This is a genomic window from Kocuria sp. CPCC 205263 (genome assembly GCF_040981075.1).
In the GTDB taxonomy this organism is placed as follows: domain Bacteria; phylum Actinomycetota; class Actinomycetes; order Actinomycetales; family Micrococcaceae; genus Kocuria; species Kocuria rosea.
Window position 1 is genome coordinate 327,805 of record NZ_JAVKPV010000003.1, and the last position, 20,326, is coordinate 348,130.

General features: G+C 74.9%; 18 protein-coding genes. 12 read left to right on the forward strand and 6 right to left on the reverse strand.

Going from position 1 to position 20,326, the window contains the following annotated elements; genetic code table 11:
- Positions 1 to 17: 17 nt before the first annotated feature.
- The 4 genes from leuS to RF647_RS06310 all read left to right on the forward strand — a co-directional run bounded on the left by leuS (position 18) and on the right by RF647_RS06310 (position 6,358).
- Positions 18 to 2,510 carry a leucine--tRNA ligase gene (gene leuS / locus RF647_RS06295; protein WP_368810985.1) on the forward strand — a complete coding sequence of 831 codons (2,493 nt, stop codon included), beginning with the start codon at positions 18 to 20 and terminating at the stop codon, positions 2,508 to 2,510.
- 193 nt (positions 2,511 to 2,703) lie between these two features.
- Positions 2,704 to 3,024, forward strand: coding sequence for a hypothetical protein (locus RF647_RS06300; RefSeq protein WP_368810986.1), 321 nt, complete (start codon positions 2,704 to 2,706; stop codon positions 3,022 to 3,024).
- Positions 3,025 to 3,287: 263 nt separating this feature from the next.
- Positions 3,288 to 3,779, forward strand: a complete 492-nt coding sequence (locus RF647_RS06305) for a helix-hairpin-helix domain-containing protein (RefSeq protein WP_368810987.1) — start codon at positions 3,288 to 3,290, stop codon at positions 3,777 to 3,779.
- Complete coding sequence (locus RF647_RS06310) at positions 3,776 to 6,358, forward strand: ComEC/Rec2 family competence protein (protein ID WP_368810988.1); 2,583 nt, start codon at positions 3,776 to 3,778, stop codon at positions 6,356 to 6,358. Before RF647_RS06305 ends, RF647_RS06310 begins: the two co-directional genes overlap by 4 nt.
- On the opposite strand, the gene RF647_RS06315 is transcribed toward RF647_RS06310, so the two are convergent.
- Entirely contained in the window at positions 6,307 to 7,185 is an 879-nt protein-coding gene (locus RF647_RS06315; RefSeq protein WP_368810989.1) for a potassium channel family protein, read from the reverse strand. The genes RF647_RS06310 and RF647_RS06315 overlap by 52 nt on opposite strands.
- 122 nt (positions 7,186 to 7,307) lie before the next feature.
- On the opposite strand from RF647_RS06315, the gene holA reads away from it, so the two are divergent.
- Positions 7,308 to 8,309: a DNA polymerase III subunit delta gene (gene holA / locus RF647_RS06320; RefSeq protein WP_017833967.1), complete on the forward strand. Its 1,002-nt coding sequence runs from the start codon at positions 7,308 to 7,310 to the stop codon at positions 8,307 to 8,309.
- Between the two features lie 115 nt (positions 8,310 to 8,424).
- On the opposite strand, the gene rpsT is transcribed toward holA, so the two are convergent.
- Together rpsT and RF647_RS06330 are read right to left on the reverse strand one after the other, a co-directional pair.
- Complete coding sequence (rpsT, locus tag RF647_RS06325) at positions 8,425 to 8,685, reverse strand: 30S ribosomal protein S20 (protein WP_017833968.1); 261 nt, start codon at positions 8,683 to 8,685, stop codon at positions 8,425 to 8,427.
- 201 nt (positions 8,686 to 8,886) lie between these two features.
- Positions 8,887 to 9,465 (reverse strand): type II toxin-antitoxin system PemK/MazF family toxin, encoded by a 579-nt coding sequence (locus tag RF647_RS06330; protein WP_368810990.1) that lies wholly within the window; start codon positions 9,463 to 9,465, stop codon positions 8,887 to 8,889.
- A gap of 169 nt (positions 9,466 to 9,634) precedes the next feature.
- Here RF647_RS06330 and lepA point away from each other — a divergent pair, with 169 nt between their 5' ends.
- Positions 9,635 to 11,491, forward strand: coding sequence for a translation elongation factor 4 (gene lepA, locus RF647_RS06335; protein ID WP_368810991.1), 1,857 nt, complete (start codon positions 9,635 to 9,637; stop codon positions 11,489 to 11,491).
- Positions 11,491 to 12,735, forward strand: a complete 1,245-nt coding sequence (gene hemW / locus RF647_RS06340; protein ID WP_368810992.1) for a radical SAM family heme chaperone HemW — start codon at positions 11,491 to 11,493, stop codon at positions 12,733 to 12,735. The genes lepA and hemW overlap by 1 nt, the downstream gene beginning before the upstream one ends.
- Before the next feature lie 94 nt (positions 12,736 to 12,829).
- Here hemW and RF647_RS06345 read toward each other — a convergent pair whose 3' ends face one another.
- Together RF647_RS06345 and RF647_RS06350 are read right to left on the reverse strand one after the other, a co-directional pair.
- Positions 12,830 to 13,294, reverse strand: a complete 465-nt coding sequence (locus RF647_RS06345; protein ID WP_017833972.1) for a DUF4870 domain-containing protein — start codon at positions 13,292 to 13,294, stop codon at positions 12,830 to 12,832.
- A 155-nt stretch (positions 13,295 to 13,449) separates the two neighbouring features.
- Entirely contained in the window at positions 13,450 to 14,313 is an 864-nt protein-coding gene (locus RF647_RS06350; RefSeq protein ID WP_368810993.1) for a DUF3097 domain-containing protein, read from the reverse strand.
- 174 nt (positions 14,314 to 14,487) lie between these two features.
- Between RF647_RS06350 and hrcA the strand changes: the two genes are divergently transcribed.
- From hrcA to RF647_RS06365, 3 genes are all read left to right on the forward strand, one after another.
- Positions 14,488 to 15,495 (forward strand): heat-inducible transcriptional repressor HrcA, encoded by a 1,008-nt coding sequence (gene hrcA / locus RF647_RS06355; protein ID WP_368810994.1) that lies wholly within the window; start codon positions 14,488 to 14,490, stop codon positions 15,493 to 15,495.
- A 72-nt stretch (positions 15,496 to 15,567) separates the two neighbouring features.
- Positions 15,568 to 16,719, forward strand: coding sequence for a molecular chaperone DnaJ (gene dnaJ, locus RF647_RS06360; RefSeq protein WP_368810995.1), 1,152 nt, complete (start codon positions 15,568 to 15,570; stop codon positions 16,717 to 16,719).
- Positions 16,716 to 17,495: a 16S rRNA (uracil(1498)-N(3))-methyltransferase gene (locus tag RF647_RS06365; RefSeq protein WP_368810996.1), complete on the forward strand. Its 780-nt coding sequence runs from the start codon at positions 16,716 to 16,718 to the stop codon at positions 17,493 to 17,495. The genes dnaJ and RF647_RS06365 overlap by 4 nt, the downstream gene beginning before the upstream one ends.
- 16 nt (positions 17,496 to 17,511) lie before the next feature.
- Here RF647_RS06365 and RF647_RS06370 read toward each other — a convergent pair whose 3' ends face one another.
- Positions 17,512 to 18,438 carry a GerMN domain-containing protein gene (locus RF647_RS06370; protein WP_368810997.1) on the reverse strand — a complete coding sequence of 309 codons (927 nt, stop codon included), beginning with the start codon at positions 18,436 to 18,438 and terminating at the stop codon, positions 17,512 to 17,514.
- Between the two features lie 290 nt (positions 18,439 to 18,728).
- On the opposite strand from RF647_RS06370, the gene RF647_RS06375 reads away from it, so the two are divergent.
- Positions 18,729 to 19,814, forward strand: coding sequence for a PhoH family protein (locus RF647_RS06375; protein ID WP_368810998.1), 1,086 nt, complete (start codon positions 18,729 to 18,731; stop codon positions 19,812 to 19,814).
- Complete coding sequence (ybeY, locus tag RF647_RS06380; protein WP_368810999.1) at positions 19,814 to 20,320, forward strand: rRNA maturation RNase YbeY; 507 nt, start codon at positions 19,814 to 19,816, stop codon at positions 20,318 to 20,320. The genes RF647_RS06375 and ybeY overlap by 1 nt, the downstream gene beginning before the upstream one ends.
- Positions 20,321 to 20,326 lie beyond the last annotated feature (6 nt).

The following is a 20,326-nucleotide window of genomic DNA, read 5'->3' on the forward strand; positions in this document are numbered from 1 at the left end:
CCGCGAAGGCGAGGACCGTGACCGAACAGCAGCACACGACCGAGACCACCGGGTACGACTTCCGTGCCATCGAGGCGGCGTGGCCGTCGTTCTGGGCGGAGCAGCAGGTCTACGCGCCCGCCGACGACGGCTCGCGGGAGCGCCGCTACGTCCTGGACATGTTCCCCTATCCCTCGGGCGACCTGCACATGGGGCACGCGGAGGCCTTCGCGATGGGGGACGTGGTGGCCCGGTACTGGCGCCAGCGCGGCTACGACGTGCTGCACCCGATCGGCTGGGACTCCTTCGGGCTGCCGGCGGAGAACGCGGCGATCAAGCGCGACGCCCACCCGGCGGAGTGGACCTACGCCAACATCGAGACGCAGAAGGCCTCCTTCCAGCGCTACGCGATCAGCGCGGACTGGTCCCGGGAGATCCACACCTCCGACCCCGAGTACTACCGGTGGACGCAGTGGCTGTTCCTGCAGTTCCACCGCAAGGGCCTGGCGTACCGGAAGAACTCGCCGGTCAACTGGTGCCCCAAGGACCAGACGGTGCTGGCCAACGAGCAGGTCGTCAACGGGGCGTGCGAGCGCTGCCACACCCCGGTGACGAAGAAGGCCCTGAACCAGTGGTACTTTAAGATCACCGACTACGCCGACCGGCTGCTGGAGGACATGGCCGCCCTCGAGGGCCACTGGCCCGAGCGGGTGCTGGCCATGCAGCGCAACTGGATCGGGCGCTCCGAGGGAGCCCACGTGCGCTTCGCCATCGAGGGCGCCGGCGAGGGCGGCACGGACCGCGAGGTCACCGTGTTCACGACCCGCCCCGACACCCTCTACGGCGCCACGTTCTTCGTGGTCGCCGCGGACGCGGAGCTGGCCGGGCAGATCGTCGCCCCGGAGCACGCGGCGGAGCTGGCCGCCTACCGCGAGCAGGTCAAGGCGCTGTCCGACATCGAGCGCCAGGCCACCGACCGGCAGAAGACCGGGGTGTTCCTGGGCCGCCACGCCGTCAACCCGCTCAACGGCGAGAAGCTGCCCGTGTGGGCCGCGGACTACGTGCTGGCCGACTACGGCACCGGCGCGATCATGGCCGTGCCCGCCCACGACCAGCGCGACCTCGACTTCGCCCGCACCTTCGACCTGCCCGTGCGCGCGGTGCTCGACACCGGCGAGGAGGACCCCGCCGTCACCGGGACCGCCACCACGGGCGAGGGCACCCTGATCAACTCGGGCGAGCTCTCCGGGCTGGAGAAGACCGAGGCCATCGAGCGCGCCATCGGTCTGGTCGAGGCCGCCGGGACGGGCAACCGCCAGGTCAACTTCCGGCTGCGCGACTGGCTGCTGTCCCGCCAGCGCTTCTGGGGGGCGCCCATCCCGATCGTGCACTGCGGGGCCTGCGGCGAGGTGCCGGTGCCCGAGGAGCAGCTGCCGGTGCGGCTGCCCGACGACCTGCGCGGCGAGCAGCTCGCGCCCAAGGGCCGGTCCCCGCTCGCGGCGGCCGAGTCCTGGGTGCACGTGAACTGCCCCTCCTGCGACGGACCCGCCCTGCGCGACACCGACACCATGGACACCTTCGTGGACTCCTCCTGGTACTACCTGCGCTTCGCCTCCCCGAACGACGAGACCGCGGCGTTCGACCTCGAGCAGACCCGCAAGTGGCTGCCCGTGGACCAGTACGTGGGCGGCGTGGAGCACGCGATCCTGCACCTGCTCTACTCCCGGTTCTTCACCAAGGTGCTCTTCGACCTGGGGCTCGTGGACTTCACCGAGCCGTTCAAGGCGCTGCTGAACCAGGGCCAGGTGCTCAACGGGGGCCGGGCGATGTCCAAGTCCCTGGGCAACGGCGTGGACCTGGGCGAGCAGCTCGACCGGTTCGGCGTGGACGCCGTGCGCCTGACCATGGTCTTCGCCTCCCCGCCGGAGGACGACGTGGACTGGGCCGACGTCTCCCCGCAGGGCTCCCAGAAGTTCCTGGCCCGGGCCTGGCGCCTGGCCCAGGACGTGACCGGCGACCCCGGGGCCGACCCGGCCGACGGGGACCTGTCCGTGCGCCGGGCGACCCACCGGGCCGTCGACGACGCCGCCCAGCTGCTCGACGCCGCGAAGTTCAACGTGGTGATCGCCAAGACCATGGAGCTGGTGAACGTGGTCCGCAAGGCCATCGACTCCGGCTGCGGGCCCGCCGACCCCGCCGTGCGCGAGGCCGTCGAGGCGGTCGCGGTCCTGCTGTCGCTGGTCGCCCCGTACACGGCCGAGGACATGTGGCATGCGCTGGGCCACGAGGGCTCCGTCGTCGTCGCCGGCTGGCCCGCCGTCGACCCGGAGCTGCTGGTGGACGACACCGTCACCGCCGTGGTGCAGATCAAGGGCAAGGTCCGGGACCGGCTCGAGGTGCCCGCCGACATCGGCGAGGACGCCCTGCGCGAGCTCGCCCTGGGCTCGGAGACGATCCGCCGCCAGCTGGGCGACGCCCAGATCCGCAAGGTGATCGTGCGCGCGCCCAAGCTCGTCAACATCGTGGCCTGAGCCGCCGCTCCCGCACGGGAGCACGACGACGACGCCCCGCCGCTCCCGGCCCCCGCCCCGCACCCGGGGGCCGGCGCTCGGACCGGGGGCCGGGCCGGTGTCCGGGCTCCACAGGTCTCCCACGGGACCGCGCGCGTCCCCAGCGGGGCCCCGTCCGGCGCGCGGGACCGGCCGGCCGGGGTGGGCTGGGGCCATGACCGGTACCGTGCCGCGCGCCCGACGGCGAGCGAACCCCACCCCGCCCGCGCCCGTCGTCCCGCCCGTGCCTTCCGCGTCCGTTCCGGCGGCTGCCGGGGCCGGCTCCGGCAGTGCTCCCGCGCCCGGTGCCCCGCCGCCCGCCGAACGGCTGGCGTCGCTGCTGGCCGAGGCCCGGGGCGAGGCCAACGGCCCCGGCCGGGCGCCGTCGCCCCAGGACGGGGCACCGGGGGCCGCTCCCGCCCACCGCCGGCCGGTCGCCGCCCGGACCCGGGTTCCGGCCTCGCTGCTGCTGATCGCCCTGGCCGCGCTCGCCTAGCTGAGCTGGACGGTGCTGGGGCCCGGGAGGGACGGCGGGGAGGTCCCGGAGACTGCCGCGCGGCCCGTCCTCGCCGAGGCGGAGCTGGGCGGCGACCGCGGACAGGACCCCGGGCAAGACCCCGGGCAGGACCCCGGCCGGCACGGCGGGGGCGACACCGGGCGAGGGGCCGGGGACGGAGCCGTGGCCGGTGCGGGCACGGCGACCGGATCCGGGACGGGCCCGCCGCGGCCCAGCCGCCCGCGGCGGGTTCGACGCTGCACGTGCACGTGACCGGGGAGGTGGCCCGCCCCGGCGTCGTGTCCCTCGAGGCCGGGGCCCGGGTCGTCGACGCGGTCGAAGCCGCCGGGGGCCTCACCGATGCCGCCGTGACGGAGTCCGTGAACCTGGCCGCCCCCGTCACGGACGGCCAGCAGGTGCTCGTCCCGGACACCGAGACCGCTCCCGCCCCTGCTCCCGGAGGTCCGGCGCCCGGAGCCGCAGCGGCGCCGGGAGCGGCGGCGCCGCCAGGGGTCCCGGGTGCACCGCCCGGGACCGGGGCACCGGGGGGCGCAGCCCCGGGCGGGACGCTGAACCTCAACACGGCCACCGCGGCCGAGCTCGAGACCCTCCCGCGGGTCGGGCCCGTGCTGGCCGGACGGATCGTGGAGTTCCGGCAGCAGCACGGCGGATTCGCCGCCGTCGCCGACCTCGACGCCGTGCCGGGGATCGGCCCCGCCCTGATGGAGTCGCTCGGCCCGCTGGTGAGCGTGTGAGGCGCCCCGCCGAGTGGTGGGCCGGGGCCCTGGAGCACCAGGAGCACCGCGACGCCCGCGCGCCGGGCCGCACCTGGGACCTGCGGCTTGTCCCCGCCGCGCTGGGCGCGTGGCTCACCGGTCTGGTCGCCGCGCACCTGCCCCCGGCACGGGTCGCGGCCGCCGGGGCGCTCTACCTGGCGGCGCTGGTGCTCGGCGCCGCCCTGGTCCTCGTCGTGGCCCGCGCCCTCCGGCGGGAGGAGCCCCCTCCCGGGCGGCCCCGCGCCCCCGGGCTGTGGCGGGCCCTGCCCTGGTCGGCCGTGGCCCTGAGCGCCCTCGCCGTCACAGCCGTGCTGCTGAGCACCACGGCCGCCCAGCGCGAGACCGCCCACGGCCCGCTCGGGGCGGCGCTCGCCAGGGCCGGGACGGTGGCCGTCACGGCGAAGGTGGCCGAGCCGCCCCGGCGGTGGACGGCGCCCGCCCCCGGGACCGGCCACGAGGACGAGGACCGCACCGGCGTGGTCCTGGGGCTGCGCCTCGAACAGGTCACCCACGAGGGCCGCGGCGGACCCGCCGACGTCGACGTCACGGTCTTCGCGGACGGGCCCGCCTGGGCCGGGCTGGTCCCGGGGCAGCGGATCACCGCCGTGCTCACCGCCGGGCCCCCGTCCCCCGGACCCCCGGTGCTGCGCGCCGCCGCCCCGCCGACGGACCTCCCTGCACGGGAGCCCGGCCGGCGGGAGCAGGTCCGAGAGCGCTTCGTGGCCGGCACCGCAGGACTGGGCCCCGACGCCGCGGGGCTGCTGCCCGGGATGACCTTCGGCGAGCGCTCCGGGATCGGCCCGGAGCTCGACCAGGCCATGCGGGACACCGGACTGACCCACCTGACGGCCGTCTCCGGCGCCAACTGCGCCCTCGTCACGGCCCTGGCCGGGCACGCCGCGCTGTCCCTCGGCGCGGGTCGGCGCACCTGCCTGGCCGCCGGCCTCGGCGCCCTGGCGGCGTTCGTGCTCCTCGTCGGTCCCAACCCGTCCGTGCTGCGCGCCGCCGTGATGGGCGGACTCGCCGCCCTCAGCCTCCTCACGGGGCGCACCGCCGTCTCCCTGGCCACCCTTGCGGGCGCCGTGATCGCCCTCGTCGTCGTCCGGCCGGCGCTCGCCGCCGAGTACGGCTTCGTCCTCTCGGTGCTGGCCACCGCGGGGATCGTGGTGAGCGGGCGGCCCTTGACCCGGTGGCTGGGCACCCGGGTCCCGGAGGTGCTCGCCGTGGCGGTCGCGATCCCCGCGGCCGCCCAGCTGTGGTGCGCCCCGGTGCTCGTGCTCCTCCAGCCCGCCGTGCCCGTGTACTCGCTGCCGGCCAACGTCCTCGCCGCCCCGCTGGTGCCGGTGGTGACCGTCTGCGGCCTCGCGGGACTGCTGCTGCTGAACCTGCCCGACGAGGCGGGCGCCCCGGCGGCCGTGCTGCCCCTGGGCGTCGGCGCACTGGGGGCGCGCCTCGTCGCCGGCACCGCCCGGGCGCTGGCCGGGGCCCCCGGGGCATTGGCTCCGTGGCCCCGGGGCCTGCCGGGCGTGCTGCTGATGACCCTGGCGAGCGCGACGCTCCTGCTCGCCGTGCACGCCCTCGACGTGCGCCGCCAGCGCCCCCGGCCGACGTCCGGGTCCCTGCACGAGGGCCCCGCGCCGGTCCCCGTCCCGGAGGAGCACTGGCGGGAGCGGTCCCGCCGGCGCCGGCGGCGGCGGATCGCGGCCACCGCAGCCGTGCTCCTCGTCCTCGCGGCGCTGGCCCTCCGCGCCGCCGTGGACGCCCGACGTCCGCCGCCGGACTGGGAGGCCGTGCTGTGCGACGTGGGCCAGGGGGACGCCGTCCTCCTGCGCACCGCGCCGGGCCGTGCCGTCCTCGTGGACACCGGTCCCGACCCGCACGCCCTGGCACGGTGCCTGCGGCGCAGCGGGGTGGAGCACCTGGACCTCGTGGTCCTCAGCCACGCCCACGCCGACCACACCGGAGGCCTGCCCGCCCTCGCCCGGCACGGGCGGATCGACGAGGTCTGGTACGCCACGGCGGCCGCGGCACCGCCGGACGGGCTGACCGACGCCCTGCCCGGCACCCCGGCCCGCCGACCGTCCCTGGGGGAGACCCGGACGCTGGGCGGACTGCGCCTGACCGTCCTCGCCCCGGCACCGACCGCTCCGGGGCGCTGGAGCGACCCGTCCTCCTCCGACGAGAACAACGCCTCCCTCGTGCTGCGCGCCGAGCTCACCGGCGAGGACGGCGGGTCCACCTCCTGGCTGCTCACCGGGGACCTCGAGCAGGAGGGCGCACGCGCCCTCCTGCGCACCGCCGGGCCGCTCGTCGACGTCGACGTGCTCAAGGTCTCCCACCACGGCGCGCGCAACGGCGGCACCGCCGTCATCGACGCGGCCGGTCCCCGGCTGGCTGTCGTCTCCGCCGGCCGGGACAACGACTACGGCCACCCCCACCCCCGGATCCTCGACCACCTGCGCACCCGGGGGATCCCTCTCGTGCGCACGGACGAGCACGGCAGCGCCTATATCCTGCGCGAGGGCGGCCGGCTCCGTGCCGTGCCCGCCGACCCGTAGGCCGCCGCCCCCTGGTCTGCCGGCCCCCGGACCACCGTCCCGGGCCTCGGCGGGTCCTCGCCCCTCGCACCCCGGTCCGGGGGACCCGGCCCGCGCTCCTCCCGCCGGCGCAGCTGCTCGGTGAGCTCCGCCACCTGCGCCTGCAGCGCCGCGACCTCCGGGGACAGGTCACGGCCCCCGCGGGCGGCCACCGTCTCCACCAGCCAGGAGGCCAGCAGAGCCGTGACCAGGCCCAGCACCCCCACACCGCCCAGCATCAGGACCACCGCCACACCGCGGCCCAGCACGGTGACCGGGTACAGGTCCCCGTAGCCCACCGTGCTCATGGTCGTGACCGTCCACCACGCGGCGTCCCCGAAGCTCGTGATGCCCGCCCCGGGAGCGCCCCGCTCGGCGTCCAGCACGGCCAGCGACCCGACCACGCCCAGCAGCAGCGCCCCGCCGGCCAGGTGCACGGCCACCCGCCCCCGCAGGTCCGCCGAGGCCCGCCGGTTGACGACGAGCACCAGGGCGACCAGCCGCACCAGCTCCAGCTGCCGGAGCACCGGGAAGACCAGCACCAGCAGGTCCAGCAGATGACGGGAGACGAACTCCCGCCGGTCCCCGGCCCGCACCAGGCGCACCACGTAGTCCCCGGCCCGCACCAGGCGCACCACGTAGTCCCCGACGAACAGCGCCCACACCGCGCCCAGCACCACCCGGCACACCAGCACGAGCCGCGGATCCAGCCCCGGATCGAGGATGGGCCACGCCCACGCCACCAGGAACACGACGGCGGCCCCCGTCAGCACCCGCCCGGCCACCCGTTCCCCGCGACCCCTCCGCATGCCACGATCATGACCCCACCACCCGGGACCAAGCCACCACATGTCGCCCGGACGTGGGAAGCTGGAGACCACCCCACCCAGCAGGCGGCCCCGTCCGGCCGCCACCACAGGAGGACGCGGCCATGACCCCACCGAGGCGCCCCGCACCCACCGCCGGACCCACCTGGCGCGACGTCGAGCCCACCCCGCTCATCCTGCTCACCGGCCCCGAGGACTACCTCGCCGCCCGCGCCCGCGACCGCGTCCGCACCGCCCTCAAGGACCGGCGCGGCCCCGTCGAGCTCTCCACCGTCGACGCCGCCGCCTACGCCCCCGGACAGCTCGCCGCGCTCGCCAGCCCCTCCCTGTTCGACGACGCGAAGCTCATCCACGTCAGCAATCTCGCCGCCATGAACGACGACTGCCTCGCCGACGGCCTCGCCTACGTCCAGGCCCCCGACCCGGACGTCGTCGTGCTCTGGGAGCACAGCGGCGGCAACCGCGGCAAGAAGCTCCTCGACGCCCTCAAGGCCGCCGGCGCCGCCGTCGTGGAGTGCAAGCCCCTCAAGAACGACCGCGACAAGACCGACTTCATCGTCACCGAGTTCCGCACCCACCGGCGCCGCATCGACCCCGACGCCGCCCGCGCGCTCGCCGCCGCCGTGGGCAGCAGCACGGCCGAGCTGGCCGCCGCATGCGCCCAGCTGCTGTCCGACGGCCCCGAGAGCATCAGCTTCGACGACGTGGAGAAGTACTACGGCGGGCGCGTGGAGGCCACCGCGTTCAAGGTCGCGGACGCCGCGCTGGCCGGACGCGCCGAGAGCGCCCTCAAGCTGTGGCGCCAGGCCCTCGACACCGGGGTGGACCCCGTCCCGATGGTCGGGGCGCTGGCCGCGAAGCTGCGCACGATCGCCCAGGTGCACGGGACCCGCGGCGGCGCGGGTCAGCTCGCCCAGCGGATCGGGGCGGCCCCGTGGATGGTCGAGCGGGCGCAGGAGGAGTCCCGGCGCTTCTCCGAGGAGGACCTCGTGCGGGCGCTGCGGGCGCTGGCCGAGGCAGACGCCCAGGTCAAGGGCGAGGGGCGGGACCCCGCCTACGCGGTGGAGCGGGCGATCACCACCATCGCCCTGTCCGGCCGCCGCTGAGCGGCGAACCCCGGGCCGAACGGGCCCGGGGGACGACGGAGGCCCCGTCCCTGAGTGGGACGGGGCCTCCGTGCGGCCCGCCGGAGCGGCGGGCGCGGTTCGCGGGGAACCGGGATCAGATCTTGGCGACCAGCTTGGCCAGACCGGACTTCTTGTTGGCCGCGTTGTTCTTGTGCAGGACGCCCTTGCTGACGGCCTTGTCGAGCTTGCGGGAGACGACGCGCAGGGCGTCCTGGGCGGTCTCCTTGTCGGAGGCGCCGACGGCCTCGTCGACGCGGCGGACCAGCGTCTTCAGCTCGGACTTGTACGCGTTGTTGCGCAGACGCGACTTCTCGTTGGTGAGGTTGCGCTTCTTCTGGGACTTGATGTTGGCCACGTGTCACTCCTTGGCGATGGGTGCGGAATTCGGTCAGTGAGGGCAAACAGGACAGCCATGTGACTGAGTGGGAGTGGGGACGCCCGTGTGGCGACCGCCCTGCAGTGCCCGACGACCAGCGCGGACACACAGCAAAAAAGTCTAGCAGACCACGCCCCGCCGCCGGACAGTGCCGACACGGAGCGCGCCGGGCCCGCGTGCTCAGCCGCGCAGGCGGTGGAGCCGTCCGGCCACCCGGTCGAAGAGGTGCTCGGGCAGGACCGCGCCCTCGCGCCGGACGTCGGCGGGCAGCACCTGGACCACACGGTCGAGCTTGACCTCGGACGGCCGGCCCCGCGGGTCCCACGGCCCCGTCCCGACGTCCACGTAGTCGGGGTCCTGCGCGGGCCCGTCGCCGTGGTCCCGGGAGGTGAGCATCAGGCACAGCAGGCGGTCCCCGGCCCGGTCCACGACCAGCACGGGCCGGTCCTTCCCGCGGCGGTGGTCCTCCTCGAAGGGCACCCAGGTCCACACGATCTCGCCGGGATCGGCCTCGCCGTCGGACAGTGGGCGGTAGACGAGCCGGACCGGCCCGGTCCAGTCCCCGGGGTAGGGGCGGGAGAGCCCCTCGGGGCGGCCGTCGCCGGCCCGGGACAGCACGGTGGTGGGCCGGGGCCGCGCGGAGGCCGACGCGGCGCGTCGACCCGGACGGGGCTGCTCCGGGCGGCCCCGTCCGGAGCGCTGGTAGACGTCCACGGCGCGGGCGGCGAGCCGGGCCAAGGTGCCGAGGTTCAGCTTCATGCGCCCACTCTAGCCAGGGGCCCTCCCGCGCAGTCGGGGCCCCCGCGGGCCGAAATGGCTCTCCATGACCGAACGTGGGAAACTAGACAGTTGAATCCCCGGCGCGGTCCACCCGCCGGTAGCCCCAGGACCTGCCGGAAGCGACGTTCTCCCGGAGAAAGGACCGCCCGTGTCACCGCTGGCCGTCAATGCCCCGGTTCCCGCCTCGACCGACCCGTCGATCCTCCGAAACTTCTGCATCATCGCCCACATCGACCACGGGAAGTCCACGCTCGCGGACCGGATGCTCCAGGCCACCGGCGTGGTCACCACGCGGGAGATGAAGGCCCAGTACCTGGACCGGATGGACATCGAGCGCGAGCGCGGGATCACCATCAAGTCCCAGGCGGTGCGGATGCCCTGGAACGTGGGGGGCACGGACTACGCGCTGAACATGATCGACACCCCGGGGCACGTGGACTTCACCTACGAGGTCTCCCGGTCCCTGGCCGCCTGCGAGGGCGCGCTGCTGCTGGTGGACGCCGCGCAGGGCATCGAGGCGCAGACCCTGGCGAACCTGTACCTGGCCATGGAGAACGACCTCACGATCATCCCGGTGCTGAACAAGATCGACCTGCCCGCGGCCCAGCCGGAGAAGTACGCCCAGGAGCTCGGCAACCTCATCGGCGTGGACCCCGAGGACGTGCTGCGGGTCTCCGGGAAGACCGGTGCGGGCGTCGAGGCGCTGCTCGACCGGATCGTGGAGCTGGTCCCCGCCCCGCAGGGGGACGCGGACGCGCCCTCGCGGGCCATGATCTTCGACTCCGTCTACGACACCTACCGCGGCGTGGTCACCTACATCCGCGTGGTCGACGGCAAGCTGACCCCGCGCGAGCGGATCCGGATGATGTCCACCGGCGCGCAGCACGAGCTGCTGGAGATCGGGGTCATCTCGCCCGAGCCGAAGCCCACGGAGGGGCTCGGCGTGGGTGAGGTGGGCTACCTCATCACCGGGGTCAAGGACGTGCGCCAGTCCCGGGTGGGTGACACCGTGACCAACCACCAGCGGCCAGCGGCCGAGAACCTGGGCGGCTACGAGGACCCCAAGCCGATGGTCTTCTCGGGGCTGTTCCCCATCGACGGCTCCGACTACCCGGTCCTGCGCGACGCCCTAGACAAGCTCCAGCTCAACGACGCCGCCCTGGTCTACGAGCCCGAGAACTCCGCGGCCCTGGGCTTCGGCTTCCGGTGCGGGTTCCTGGGCCTGCTCCACCTCGAGATCGTCCGGGAGCGCCTCGAGCGCGAGTTCAACCTGGACCTGATCTCCACGGCGCCCTCCGTGAGCTACAACGTCACCCTCGAGGACCGCTCCGAGCGCGCGGTCACGAACCCCTCCGAGTTCCCCGAGGGCAAGATCGCCGAGATCCGCGAGCCCATGGTGGCCGCGACGGTGCTGGCCCCGTCCGAGTTCATCGGCGCGATCATGGAGCTGTGCCAGTCCAAGCGCGGTCAGCTCAAGGGCATGGACTACCTCTCCGAGGACCGGGTGGAGCTGCGCTACCGGCTGCCCCTGGCCGAGATCGTCTTCGACTTCTTCGACCAGCTCAAGTCCCGCACCAAGGGCTACGCGTCCCTGGACTGGAAGGCCGAGGGCGAGGAGGCCGCGGACCTCGTGAAGGTCGACATCCTCCTGCAGGGCGAGCCGGTGGACGCCTTCAGCGCGATCACCCACCGGGACAAGGCGTACGCCTACGGGGTGATGATGACCGGCAAGCTGCGCGAGCTCATCCCGCGCCAGCAGTTCGAGGTGCCCATCCAGGCGGCCATCGGCTCCCGGGTGATCGCCCGCGAGAACATCCGGGCGATCCGCAAGGACGTGCTCTCCAAGTGCTACGGCGGCGACATCTCGCGCAAGCGCAAGCTGCTCGAGAAGCAGAAGGAGGGCAAGAAGCGGATGAAGATGGTCGGCCGGGTGGAGGTCCCCCAGGAAGCGTTCGTCGCGGCGCTGTCCTCCGACGAGTCCGGGGCGAAGGACAAGAAGAAGTAGTGGCCCCCGCCCAGCCGGAGGGTCTGCCCGGCCCGCTCGACGGACTGCTGCCACCCTCCGCCGCGGTGGGCTCCGCGGACCGCACGCTCAGCCTCTACGTGCACGTGCCGTTCTGCGCGGTCCGGTGCGGCTACTGCGACTTCAACACCTACACGGCCGTGGAGCTCGGGGCGGGGGTGTCCCAGGACGCCTACGCCGGGGACGCCGCGGCGGAGGTCCGCTGGGCGCGCCGGGTGCTGGAGGACTCCGGGGTGGCCCCCCGCCCGCTGCACAGCGTGTTCTTCGGCGGCGGCACCCCCACGCTGCTGCCCGCCGAGGACCTCGCCGCGGTCCTGGCGCAGGCCGCGGAGAGTTTCGGGCTCGCGGCGGGCGCGGAGGTGACCACCGAGGCCAACCCGGACTCCGTGACGCCCGAGTCCCTCGCGGTGCTCGCGGCGGCGGGGGTGACCCGGGTGTCCTTCGGGATGCAGTCGGCCGTCCCGCACGTGCTCGCCGTCCTGGACCGCACGCACGACCCCGACAACGTGCCGCGGGCCGTGCGGTGGGCGCGCGAGGCCGGCCTGGGCGTCAGCGTGGACCTCATCTACGGCACCCCGGGGGAGTCCCTGGCCGACTGGGAGCACTCGGTACGCACGGCGGTGGGTCACGAGCCCGACCACGTCTCCGCGTACTCGCTGATCATCGAGGACGGCACGAAGCTCGCGGCGCGGATGCGGCGCGGAGAGGTCCCGCCGATCGACGAGGACGACCAGGCCGACAAGTACGAGCTCGCGGACCGGGTCTTCGCCGAGGCCGGCTTCGAGTGGTACGAGGTGAGCAACTGGGCCCGGCCCGCCGAGGGCGCGGACGCCGGCGCCCACCGCAGCCGGCACAACCTCGCCTACTGGCGCAACCAGGACTGGTGGGGGATCGGCCCCGGGGCGCACTCGCACGTGGGCGGGACGCGCTGGTGGAACCTCAAGCACCCCGTGCCCTACACGAACCGGGTGCGGGCCCGACAGTCGCCGGCGGCCGGGCGCGAGATCCTCGACGACGACACCCGCCACCTCGAGCGGGTGATGCTGGAGGCCAGGATCCGCGACGGCCTGCCCACGACCGCTCTGGCCGGCGGCGGGCGGACCGCGGTGGCCGGGCTGATCGCCGACGGGCTGGTGGAGCCCGCGGCGGCGCTGCGCGGCTCGCTGGTGCTGACCCTGCGGGGCCGCCTCCTCGGCGACGCCGTGGTGCGGCGGCTGCTCGCCTGACGCGGGCACCCCGGCCGGGGCGCCCGCACGAGGAGCGGACGCACCCGTCGGGAACGGATGCGTCCGTCCGGGACGCCCCCGGCGCGGACCGGTGTCAGCCGCGCGCGGCGCGCCCCCGGGACCGCTCGCGGAGGCGCTCGACGAGCCGGTCGTAGAGCCGGGTGTTGAAGCGGTAGAGGTGCGGTTCGCCGCGGTTGACCCGGACCCCGCCGATCAGGGAGCCGACGGCGAGCAGCAGCCACGCGGCGGCGGCGGCGAGCGCGAAGAACCAGCCGATGAACGGCACCGGGGCGAGCAGGATCCCGGTGACCACCACGAGGGTCGGCAGCAGTGTGAAGTTCATGGCCTCCATCGACTCCTGCTCCGTGAACGGGCCGCGCCCGCGGAAGACGCGGTGGACGAGGAACGAGGGGAGGAAGCCGATGACGCCGCCGAAGTGCGCCAGGGTCGCCCACTGGTGGTCCTCGGTGACGGTCAGCGGCTGGGCCACGGGGGAGAGGCCCTCGAACGGGGCCCCGGCGTTGTCGCGGCTCGATCGGGGGTCGGTCTGCACGGGCACGGATGTCCTTCGGCGGTGGGACCGCGGCGGGGCCGCGGACGGTGGGTGGGACACGACCATCCTATCGACCGGCCCGGAGGGCGGAGGATCGGCCCCGCGCACGTGTGCCTTTGTGACGATCTGCTGGGCGTTGCCCGTGCACGCGGAGCGGCGGGTCAGGCCCCGGGGGCGGTGAGGAAGTCGATGAGCTCCTCGACCCGGCCCAGCAGGGACGGCTCGAGGTCGGCGTAGCTGTCCACGCGGGACAGGATGTGCTGCCAGGCCCGGCCGAGGTCGCCGGGGGTGCGGTGCGGCCACCCGAGGGCGGCGGCGGTGCCGGTCTTCCAGTCCGTGCCGCGCGGGACCACGGGCCAGGCGTCGATGCCGAGGGTGCGCGGCCTGACCGCCTGCCAGATGTCGACGTAGGGGTGGCCCAGCACCAGGACGTTGCCCGCGGCGCCGGGCAGGCGCATGGTCTCCGCGGCGATCCTCGACTCCTTGGAGCCGGCCACGAGGTGGTCGACGAGGATGCCGAGCCGTCGCCCAGGGCCCGGCCCGAACTCCCGCACGGCGGCGGGCAGGTCGTCGATGCCGTGCAGCGGCTCCACGACGATGCCCTCGACCGCCAGGTCGTGGCCCCACACCTTGGCCACCAGCTCGGCGTCGTGGTAGCCCTCGACCCACACCCGGGAGGCCTTCGCGGTGCTCGCGCGCAGCCCCTCGACGGCCACGGAGCCCGAGCGCGTGCGGGAGGGCTTGCGCGCCGCGGGGGCCCGGCGGGGCTCGACGACGACCACGGGCTCGCCCTCGAGCAGGAACCCCGGCCCCAGGGGGAACGCCTTGACCCGCCCCCTCCGGTCCTCGAGCCCCAGCACGCGCATCCCGCCGATGGTCTCCAGGGACACGACCGCGCCGACCCAGCCGGTCGTGACGTCCTCCAGGAGCATCCCCGGGGCGACCGGGACCTCCGAGGAGACCGGCCGGCGGCGGGCGAGGGCGTCGTCGTCGAGGCTGCGCGGCCCCCAGCCGTGGTGGCTCATGGTCGTCCTCCCGGGTCGCGGTGCCGCGCGTCCGGCGCGGATCAGCCGGAAGCGTACCAAACCGCGGGGGCGACCGGCCGTCGGACACGGGGGCTACACTGGACGCCGTTGGCACTGCGGCCACCCGAGTGCCAGGGCATCTTCGGGGGCGTGGACGAACCGGGGAGGAGCGACGTGAACCATCCGAGACGACTGCAGATCCTGCAGGCCATCGTGGAGGACTACGTGCACTTCCGCGAGCCGGTCGGCTCCAAGGCCCTCGTGGACCGGCACCGGCTCGGCGTCTCCTCGGCCACCGTGCGCAACGACATGGCCGCGCTCGAGGAGGAGGGCCTGATCATGGCCCCCCACACGAGCTCGGGCCGGATCCCCACGGACAAGGGCTACCGCACGTTCGTCGACCAGATCGCGGCCGTCAAGCCGCTCTCGGGCCCGGAACGGCGGGCCATCCAGCGGCTGCTGGACGACGCCGCGGACATCGACGACGTCATGGAGCGCACCGTGCGGCTGCTCGCGCAGCTCACCCAGCAGGTCGCGGTCGTGCAGTACCCGCACGCCTCCGGGGTCACCGTGCGCCACGTCGAGGTCGTGGACCTCGGCGCCGGCCGGGTGCTGGTGGTGCTCATCCCGACCAACGGCCGGGTGGCGCAGCGCGTCGCCGTGCTGCGGGCGCCGCTCGAGGAGTCCCAGCTGCTCGAGCTGCGCGCCCGGGTGCTGGCCGCCGTGGTCGGGCGCTCCCTGACCGCGGTGCCGGACGCCCTCGCGGCGATGACCGCGAGCACCGCCCCGCCGCTGCAGCCGGCCGCCGCCGCCGTGGGGGAGGCCGTCGGCGCCCTCGCGGCGGGCGGGGCCGAGCACCGCATGGTCATGGCCGGCACCGCCAACCTCGCCCGCTCCACCGGGGACTTCCACCTGAGCATCGGCCCGGTCCTCGAGGCCCTCGAGGAGCAGGTGGTGATGCTCCGGCTGCTCTCCGAGATGGAGCAGGACGCCCGCGGGGTGGCCGTGCGGATCGGCACGGAGAACGCCGAGGGCCCCCTGTCCGAGGCCGCCGTCGTCGCCACCGGCTACGGGCCGCAGTCCAAGGTGGGGGTCGTGGGCCCCATGCGCATGGACTACCCGTCCACGATGGCCGCCGTGCGCGCCGTCGCCCGCTACCTCTCCCGTATCCTCGGGGGCTGAGCCCCCGCGGGCCCCGTCCACCGGGGCCCACCAGCGAAACCCACCACAGACCTCTCGACAGAACGGACCACGGTGAGCGATCACTACGAGACCCTGGGCGTGTCCCGGGACGCCAGCCAGGAAGAGATCAAGAAGGCCTACCGCAAGAAGGCCCGCCGGCTGCACCCCGACGTCAACCCCGGCCCGGAGGCCGCCGAGGACTTCAAGCGCCTCTCCCACGCCAACGACGTCCTCTCCGACCCCGAGAAGCGGCGCGTCTACGACGCGACCGGCAACGAGAACGGCACCGACACCGGCTTCGGCGGGGGCTTCCCCGGCACGGGGTTCGGCTTCGCCGACATCTTCGACACCTTCTTCCAGGGCGCCGGCAGCGCCGGCTCCGGCCGGCGCGGACCCGCGTCCCGCACCCGCCAGGGCCAGGACGCCCTGATCAACGTCCGGGTCACCCTCCGGGACGCGGTCTTCGGCACGGAGAAGAAGATCACCGTGGACACCGCCGTGGTCTGCCCCACCTGCGACGGCACCTGCTGCCAGGCGGGCACCCAGCCCGAGACCTGCGACGTCTGCCACGGATCCGGCCAGGTGCAGCGCCAGGTCCAGTCGATCCTCGGCACCGTGGTCACGGCGGCGCCGTGCGCCACCTGCCAGGGCTTCGGCACCGTCATCAAGCACCCGTGCCACGAGTGCTACGGCGAGGGCCGCGTGCGCGACCGCCGCCCGCTGACCGTCAAGATCCCCGCCGGCGTCTCGACCGGCAACCGGATCCGCCTCTCGGGTCAGGGCGAGGCCGGCACCGCCGGCGGGCCGAACGGCGACCTCTACGTGGAGCTCAAGGTCGATCCCGACCCCACGTTCGAGCGCCAGGGCGACGACCTGCACGCCCGCGTCCGGGTGCCCATGACCTCCGCGGCCCTCGGCACCACCGTGACCCTCGAGACCTTCGACGGCGAGCGCGAGGTGCCCGTCGCCCCCGGCACGCAGACCGGCCACACCGTCACCCTGCACGAGCTCGGGGCCACCCGGCTGCGCGGCGGCGGCCGGGGCGAGCTGTTCGTCCACCTCGAGGTCGAGACCCCCACGGCGCTCGACGACGAGCAGCGCGAGCTGCTCGAGCAGCTGTCCCGGCTGCGCGGTGAGGACCAGTCCACCGGCACCACCCTGAACTCCCCGGCCGGCTCCGGCGGCTTCTTCTCCCGGCTCAAGGACCGGTTCTCCGACCTGTGAGCCTGCCGGTCTTCAAGGTCGAGCCGGGCCGGCTCGCGGGTCTCGGCCCCGGGGCGGCGCTCACCGTCACCGGCCCGGAGGCCCGGCACGCCGTCACCGTGCGCCGGCTCGCGCCCGGTGAGCGGCTCGAGCTCGTCGACGGCGCGGGGACCCGGGCCACCGGGGAGCTGCGCGCGGGGGACCGGGACAGCATGGAGGTCGGCGTGGTCTCGGTGACCACCGAGCCCGCCCGCACGCCCCGGCTCGTCCTCGCCCAGGCCCTCGCGAAGGGCGACCGGGACCTGCTGGCCGTGGAGACGGCCACCGAGCTGGGCGTCGACGCCGTGGTGCCCTGGCAGGCCGACCGTTCCATCGTGCGGTGGAAGAAGGAGCGCGCCGCCAAGAGCCACGAGAAGTGGGTGCACACCGTCGCGGCGGCCGCCAAGCAGTCGCGGCGGGCCGTCTGGCCCGAGGTGCTGCCCCTGTCCACCACCCGCGAGCTCGCCCGCCTGCTCGGGGAGCCGGGGACCCGCGGCCTCGTCCTGCACGAGGAGGCGCACGACTCCCTCGCCGACCTGGCCGGCGCCGCCGGCGCCCCGTGGGCGGGGGCCGAGCGGATCGTCCTGGTGGTGGGCCCCGAGGGGGGCGTCGCACCGGCGGAGCTCGAGGTCCTGGCCGGGGCGGGGGCCCTCGCAGTCCGGCTCGGCCCGGAGGTGCTGCGCAGCTCCACCGCCGGACCGGCCGCGCTGGCGGTGCTCAGCGCCGCGCTCGGCCGCTGGGCGTCCGGGACCTCCTGAGGCCCGGGCGGCCGGTTCAGCCGGGGACGACCTCCACGTCCTTGTCGTCGCGCACGGTCCCGCCCTCGGCGTCCCGGCCGACGACCGTCACCACGTAGGGGCCCGGCTCCAGCTCGAGCTCGGCCCGGAACCCGGAGGTCCCGTCGCCCCGGGGGACCTCGTCCGCCGCGCCGCTCGAGACGCGCTCCCCGTCCGGTCCGGCCACGGTCCACCGGCAGTCCCGCACCTCGTCCAGCGCCCGTCCCGAGAGGGTGAGGGTCCCCTCGGACCGTTCGTCCTGCCGGGGCTCGTCGAGCCAGAGTGGGGCCTCCAGCGCCTCGTCGGGGCGGAGGGGGCCGTCGAGGCGCACGGACCCGAAGACCTCCTCGTCGGGCCGGCCGTCCACGAGCACCACGACCTCGGCCGCGGAGCCCTCCGGCAGCAGGCCCGCCGTGGCCGCCGTGGCGGTCACCGTGTGCGCGAGCTGCTGGAGGGCCAGCCGGACCTCGCGGTCCTCCAGGTCCGGGCGGAAGGCCTCGGAGGGCAGGTCCACGGTGATGGTCCCGCCCGGGGACGTCGAGGCGCCCACCCGGTCCACCGGGGACCACAGCGTCCGGTAGTCCGGGTCCTCCGGGGTCGCCCCGGTCATCAGCGCCGCCGCCGCCGCGATGGGGTCCACGGCCGCGGCAGCCTCGGAAGCTTCCCGGAACTCGCGGAACAGCCGCTCCTCGCCGTCCGCACGGCCCACCCAGTAGACGGGCAGCTTCGTGGTGGCCACCCGGCCGTCCGCGGTGCTCGCCGTGGTGGACGAGGCCGGCGCGGCGCCCGACGCGCTGACCGTGCCTTCGAGGGCGGGCTCCGGGCCGGTGCCGCACGCGCCGAGGACCAGGGCGCCCACGGCGGACAGGGCGAGCACGGGGAGCCGGCCGCGGGTGGACCGGGGCCGGGAACGGGCAGTGGCCATGGGGGGACGCGCACCTCGGCTTTCCGGGATCGGGTGGGGGGCGGTGCCGGCACCGGGGGGAGGCCGCACCCGTCCCCCTGCCGGAGGACCGGACCATTCCAGCACAGGGCCCGTGGACGCCCCCAGCCGAGGAGCCCCGGCGGGCGTGACCGATACCAAATCGCAATGTGCGGCCGGCGACCTCCGGTGCCGGAGCCGCGCGGTACCCTGGGGAGAGGACGAGTCCCGTCCGCCGTCCCTACCACGGCGACCCACGAGAGAGCGAGAGCACGGCCCGCGCGGCCGGACCCATGACTGAGACGCTGCCCGGCACCACGCACCCCCTGACGGCCCGCACCGTCATCACCTTCCCCGACCGCGAGACGATGGTCCGGTGCCTCGGCTCCGGGGACGACACCCTGCGCCAGGTGGAGACGGCGTTCCCCGGCCTCACGACCAGCCCGCGCGGACTCGAGCTCGGCATCGAGGGCCCCAGCGGGCCCGTGCAGATCGTCGCCACCCTCTTCGACGAGCTGAAGGTCCTGGCCGGCCGCGAGACCGCGGTCACCCCCCAGGTCATCACCCAGCTGCTCGAGCTGATCGGCAGGGACCTCACCGCCCGCCCCAGCGGCGCCCTGACCCAGAACATCCTCTCCGGCCGCGGCCGCAAGATCCGCCCCAAGACGCTGCACCAGAAGACCTACGTGGACGCCATCGACGAGCACACCGTGGTCTTCGGCATCGGTCCCGCCGGCACCGGCAAGACCTACCTGGCCATGGCCAAGGCCGTCCAGGCGCTGCAGGCCAAGGAGGTCTCCCGGATCATCCTCACGCGCCCCGCCGTGGAGGCGGGGGAGCGGCTGGGCTTCCTGCCCGGGACGCTCAGCGAGAAGATCGACCCGTACCTGCGCCCGCTCTACGACGCGCTGCACGACATGATGGACCCGGACTCGATCCCCCGCCTCCTGGAGGCGGGCACCATCGAGGTCGCCCCTCTGGCCTACATGCGCGGCCGCACCCTCAACGACGCGTTCATCATCCTCGACGAGGCGCAGAACACCACGCCCGAGCAGATGAAGATGTTCCTCACCCGGCTCGGCTTCGGCTCCAAGATGGTCGTCACCGGGGACGTCACCCAGGTGGACCTGCCGGGCAGCGCGTCCTCGGGCCTGCGCCAGGTCCAGCACGTGCTCAGCGGCGTCCCGGACGTCGCCTTCACGGAGATGACCGCGGAGGACGTGGTGCGCCACGAGCTGGTGGGCCGGATCGTCAGCGCCTACGACGCCTTCGACACGACCAACCGGCACCGCAACGAACGGCGCCGGCGCAAGGACGACGCCCGTGCCGCCCGCGACGCCGCGCCGGCGGCCCCGGCCCCGGACGGGACGGAGGCCTGATGGCCGTCGAGTTCGACCTGCAGGTCGACCCGCAGGACGTCCCCGCCGGGGAGCGCGCGGCCTGGGAGGCGGTCGACGTCGAGCTGCTGGGCCGGCTCGCGGACCACGTCCTGGAGCGCCTGCACGTCCACCCCGACGCGGAGCTGTCCATCGCGGTGGTCGACGAGGACGAGATGGCCCGCCTGCACATCGAGTGGATGGACCTGCCCGGCCCCACGGACGTGCTCTCCTTCCCCATGGACGAGATGCGCCCGGGGACCCCGGAGGAGCCCGCGGAGGGCACCCTGGGCGACATCGTGCTGTGCCCCCCGGTCGCCCGCCGGCAGGCCGAGGCCGGCGGTCACACCGTCGCGGACGAGCTGTGCCTGCTCACCACCCACGGGATCCTGCACCTGCTGGGGCACGACCACGCCGAGCCCGAGGAGCGGCAGGTCATGTTCGCCCTCCAGCGGGACCTGCTCACCGACTTCCTCGGCCGGCCCGCGCCGGTCGAGACCATGGAGTAGCGCCCC

Coding starts and splice junctions, on each gene's coding strand:
- RF647_RS06300 (WP_368810986.1), top strand. CDS start 2,704: ATGACCGGTACCGTGCCGCGCGCCCGACGGCGAGCGAACCCCACCCCG.
- RF647_RS06315 (WP_368810989.1), bottom strand. CDS start 7,185: ATGCGGAGGGGTCGCGGGGAACGGGTGGCCGGGCGGGTGCTGACGGGG.
- holA (WP_017833967.1), top strand. CDS start 7,308: ATGACCCCACCGAGGCGCCCCGCACCCACCGCCGGACCCACCTGGCGC.
- RF647_RS06330 (WP_368810990.1), bottom strand. CDS start 9,465: ATGAAGCTGAACCTCGGCACCTTGGCCCGGCTCGCCGCCCGCGCCGTG.
- RF647_RS06350 (WP_368810993.1), bottom strand. CDS start 14,313: ATGAGCCACCACGGCTGGGGGCCGCGCAGCCTCGACGACGACGCCCTC.
- RF647_RS06370 (WP_368810997.1), bottom strand. CDS start 18,438: ATGGCCACTGCCCGTTCCCGGCCCCGGTCCACCCGCGGCCGGCTCCCC.
- RF647_RS06375 (WP_368810998.1), top strand. CDS start 18,729: ATGACTGAGACGCTGCCCGGCACCACGCACCCCCTGACGGCCCGCACC.
- ybeY (WP_368810999.1), top strand. CDS start 19,814: ATGGCCGTCGAGTTCGACCTGCAGGTCGACCCGCAGGACGTCCCCGCC.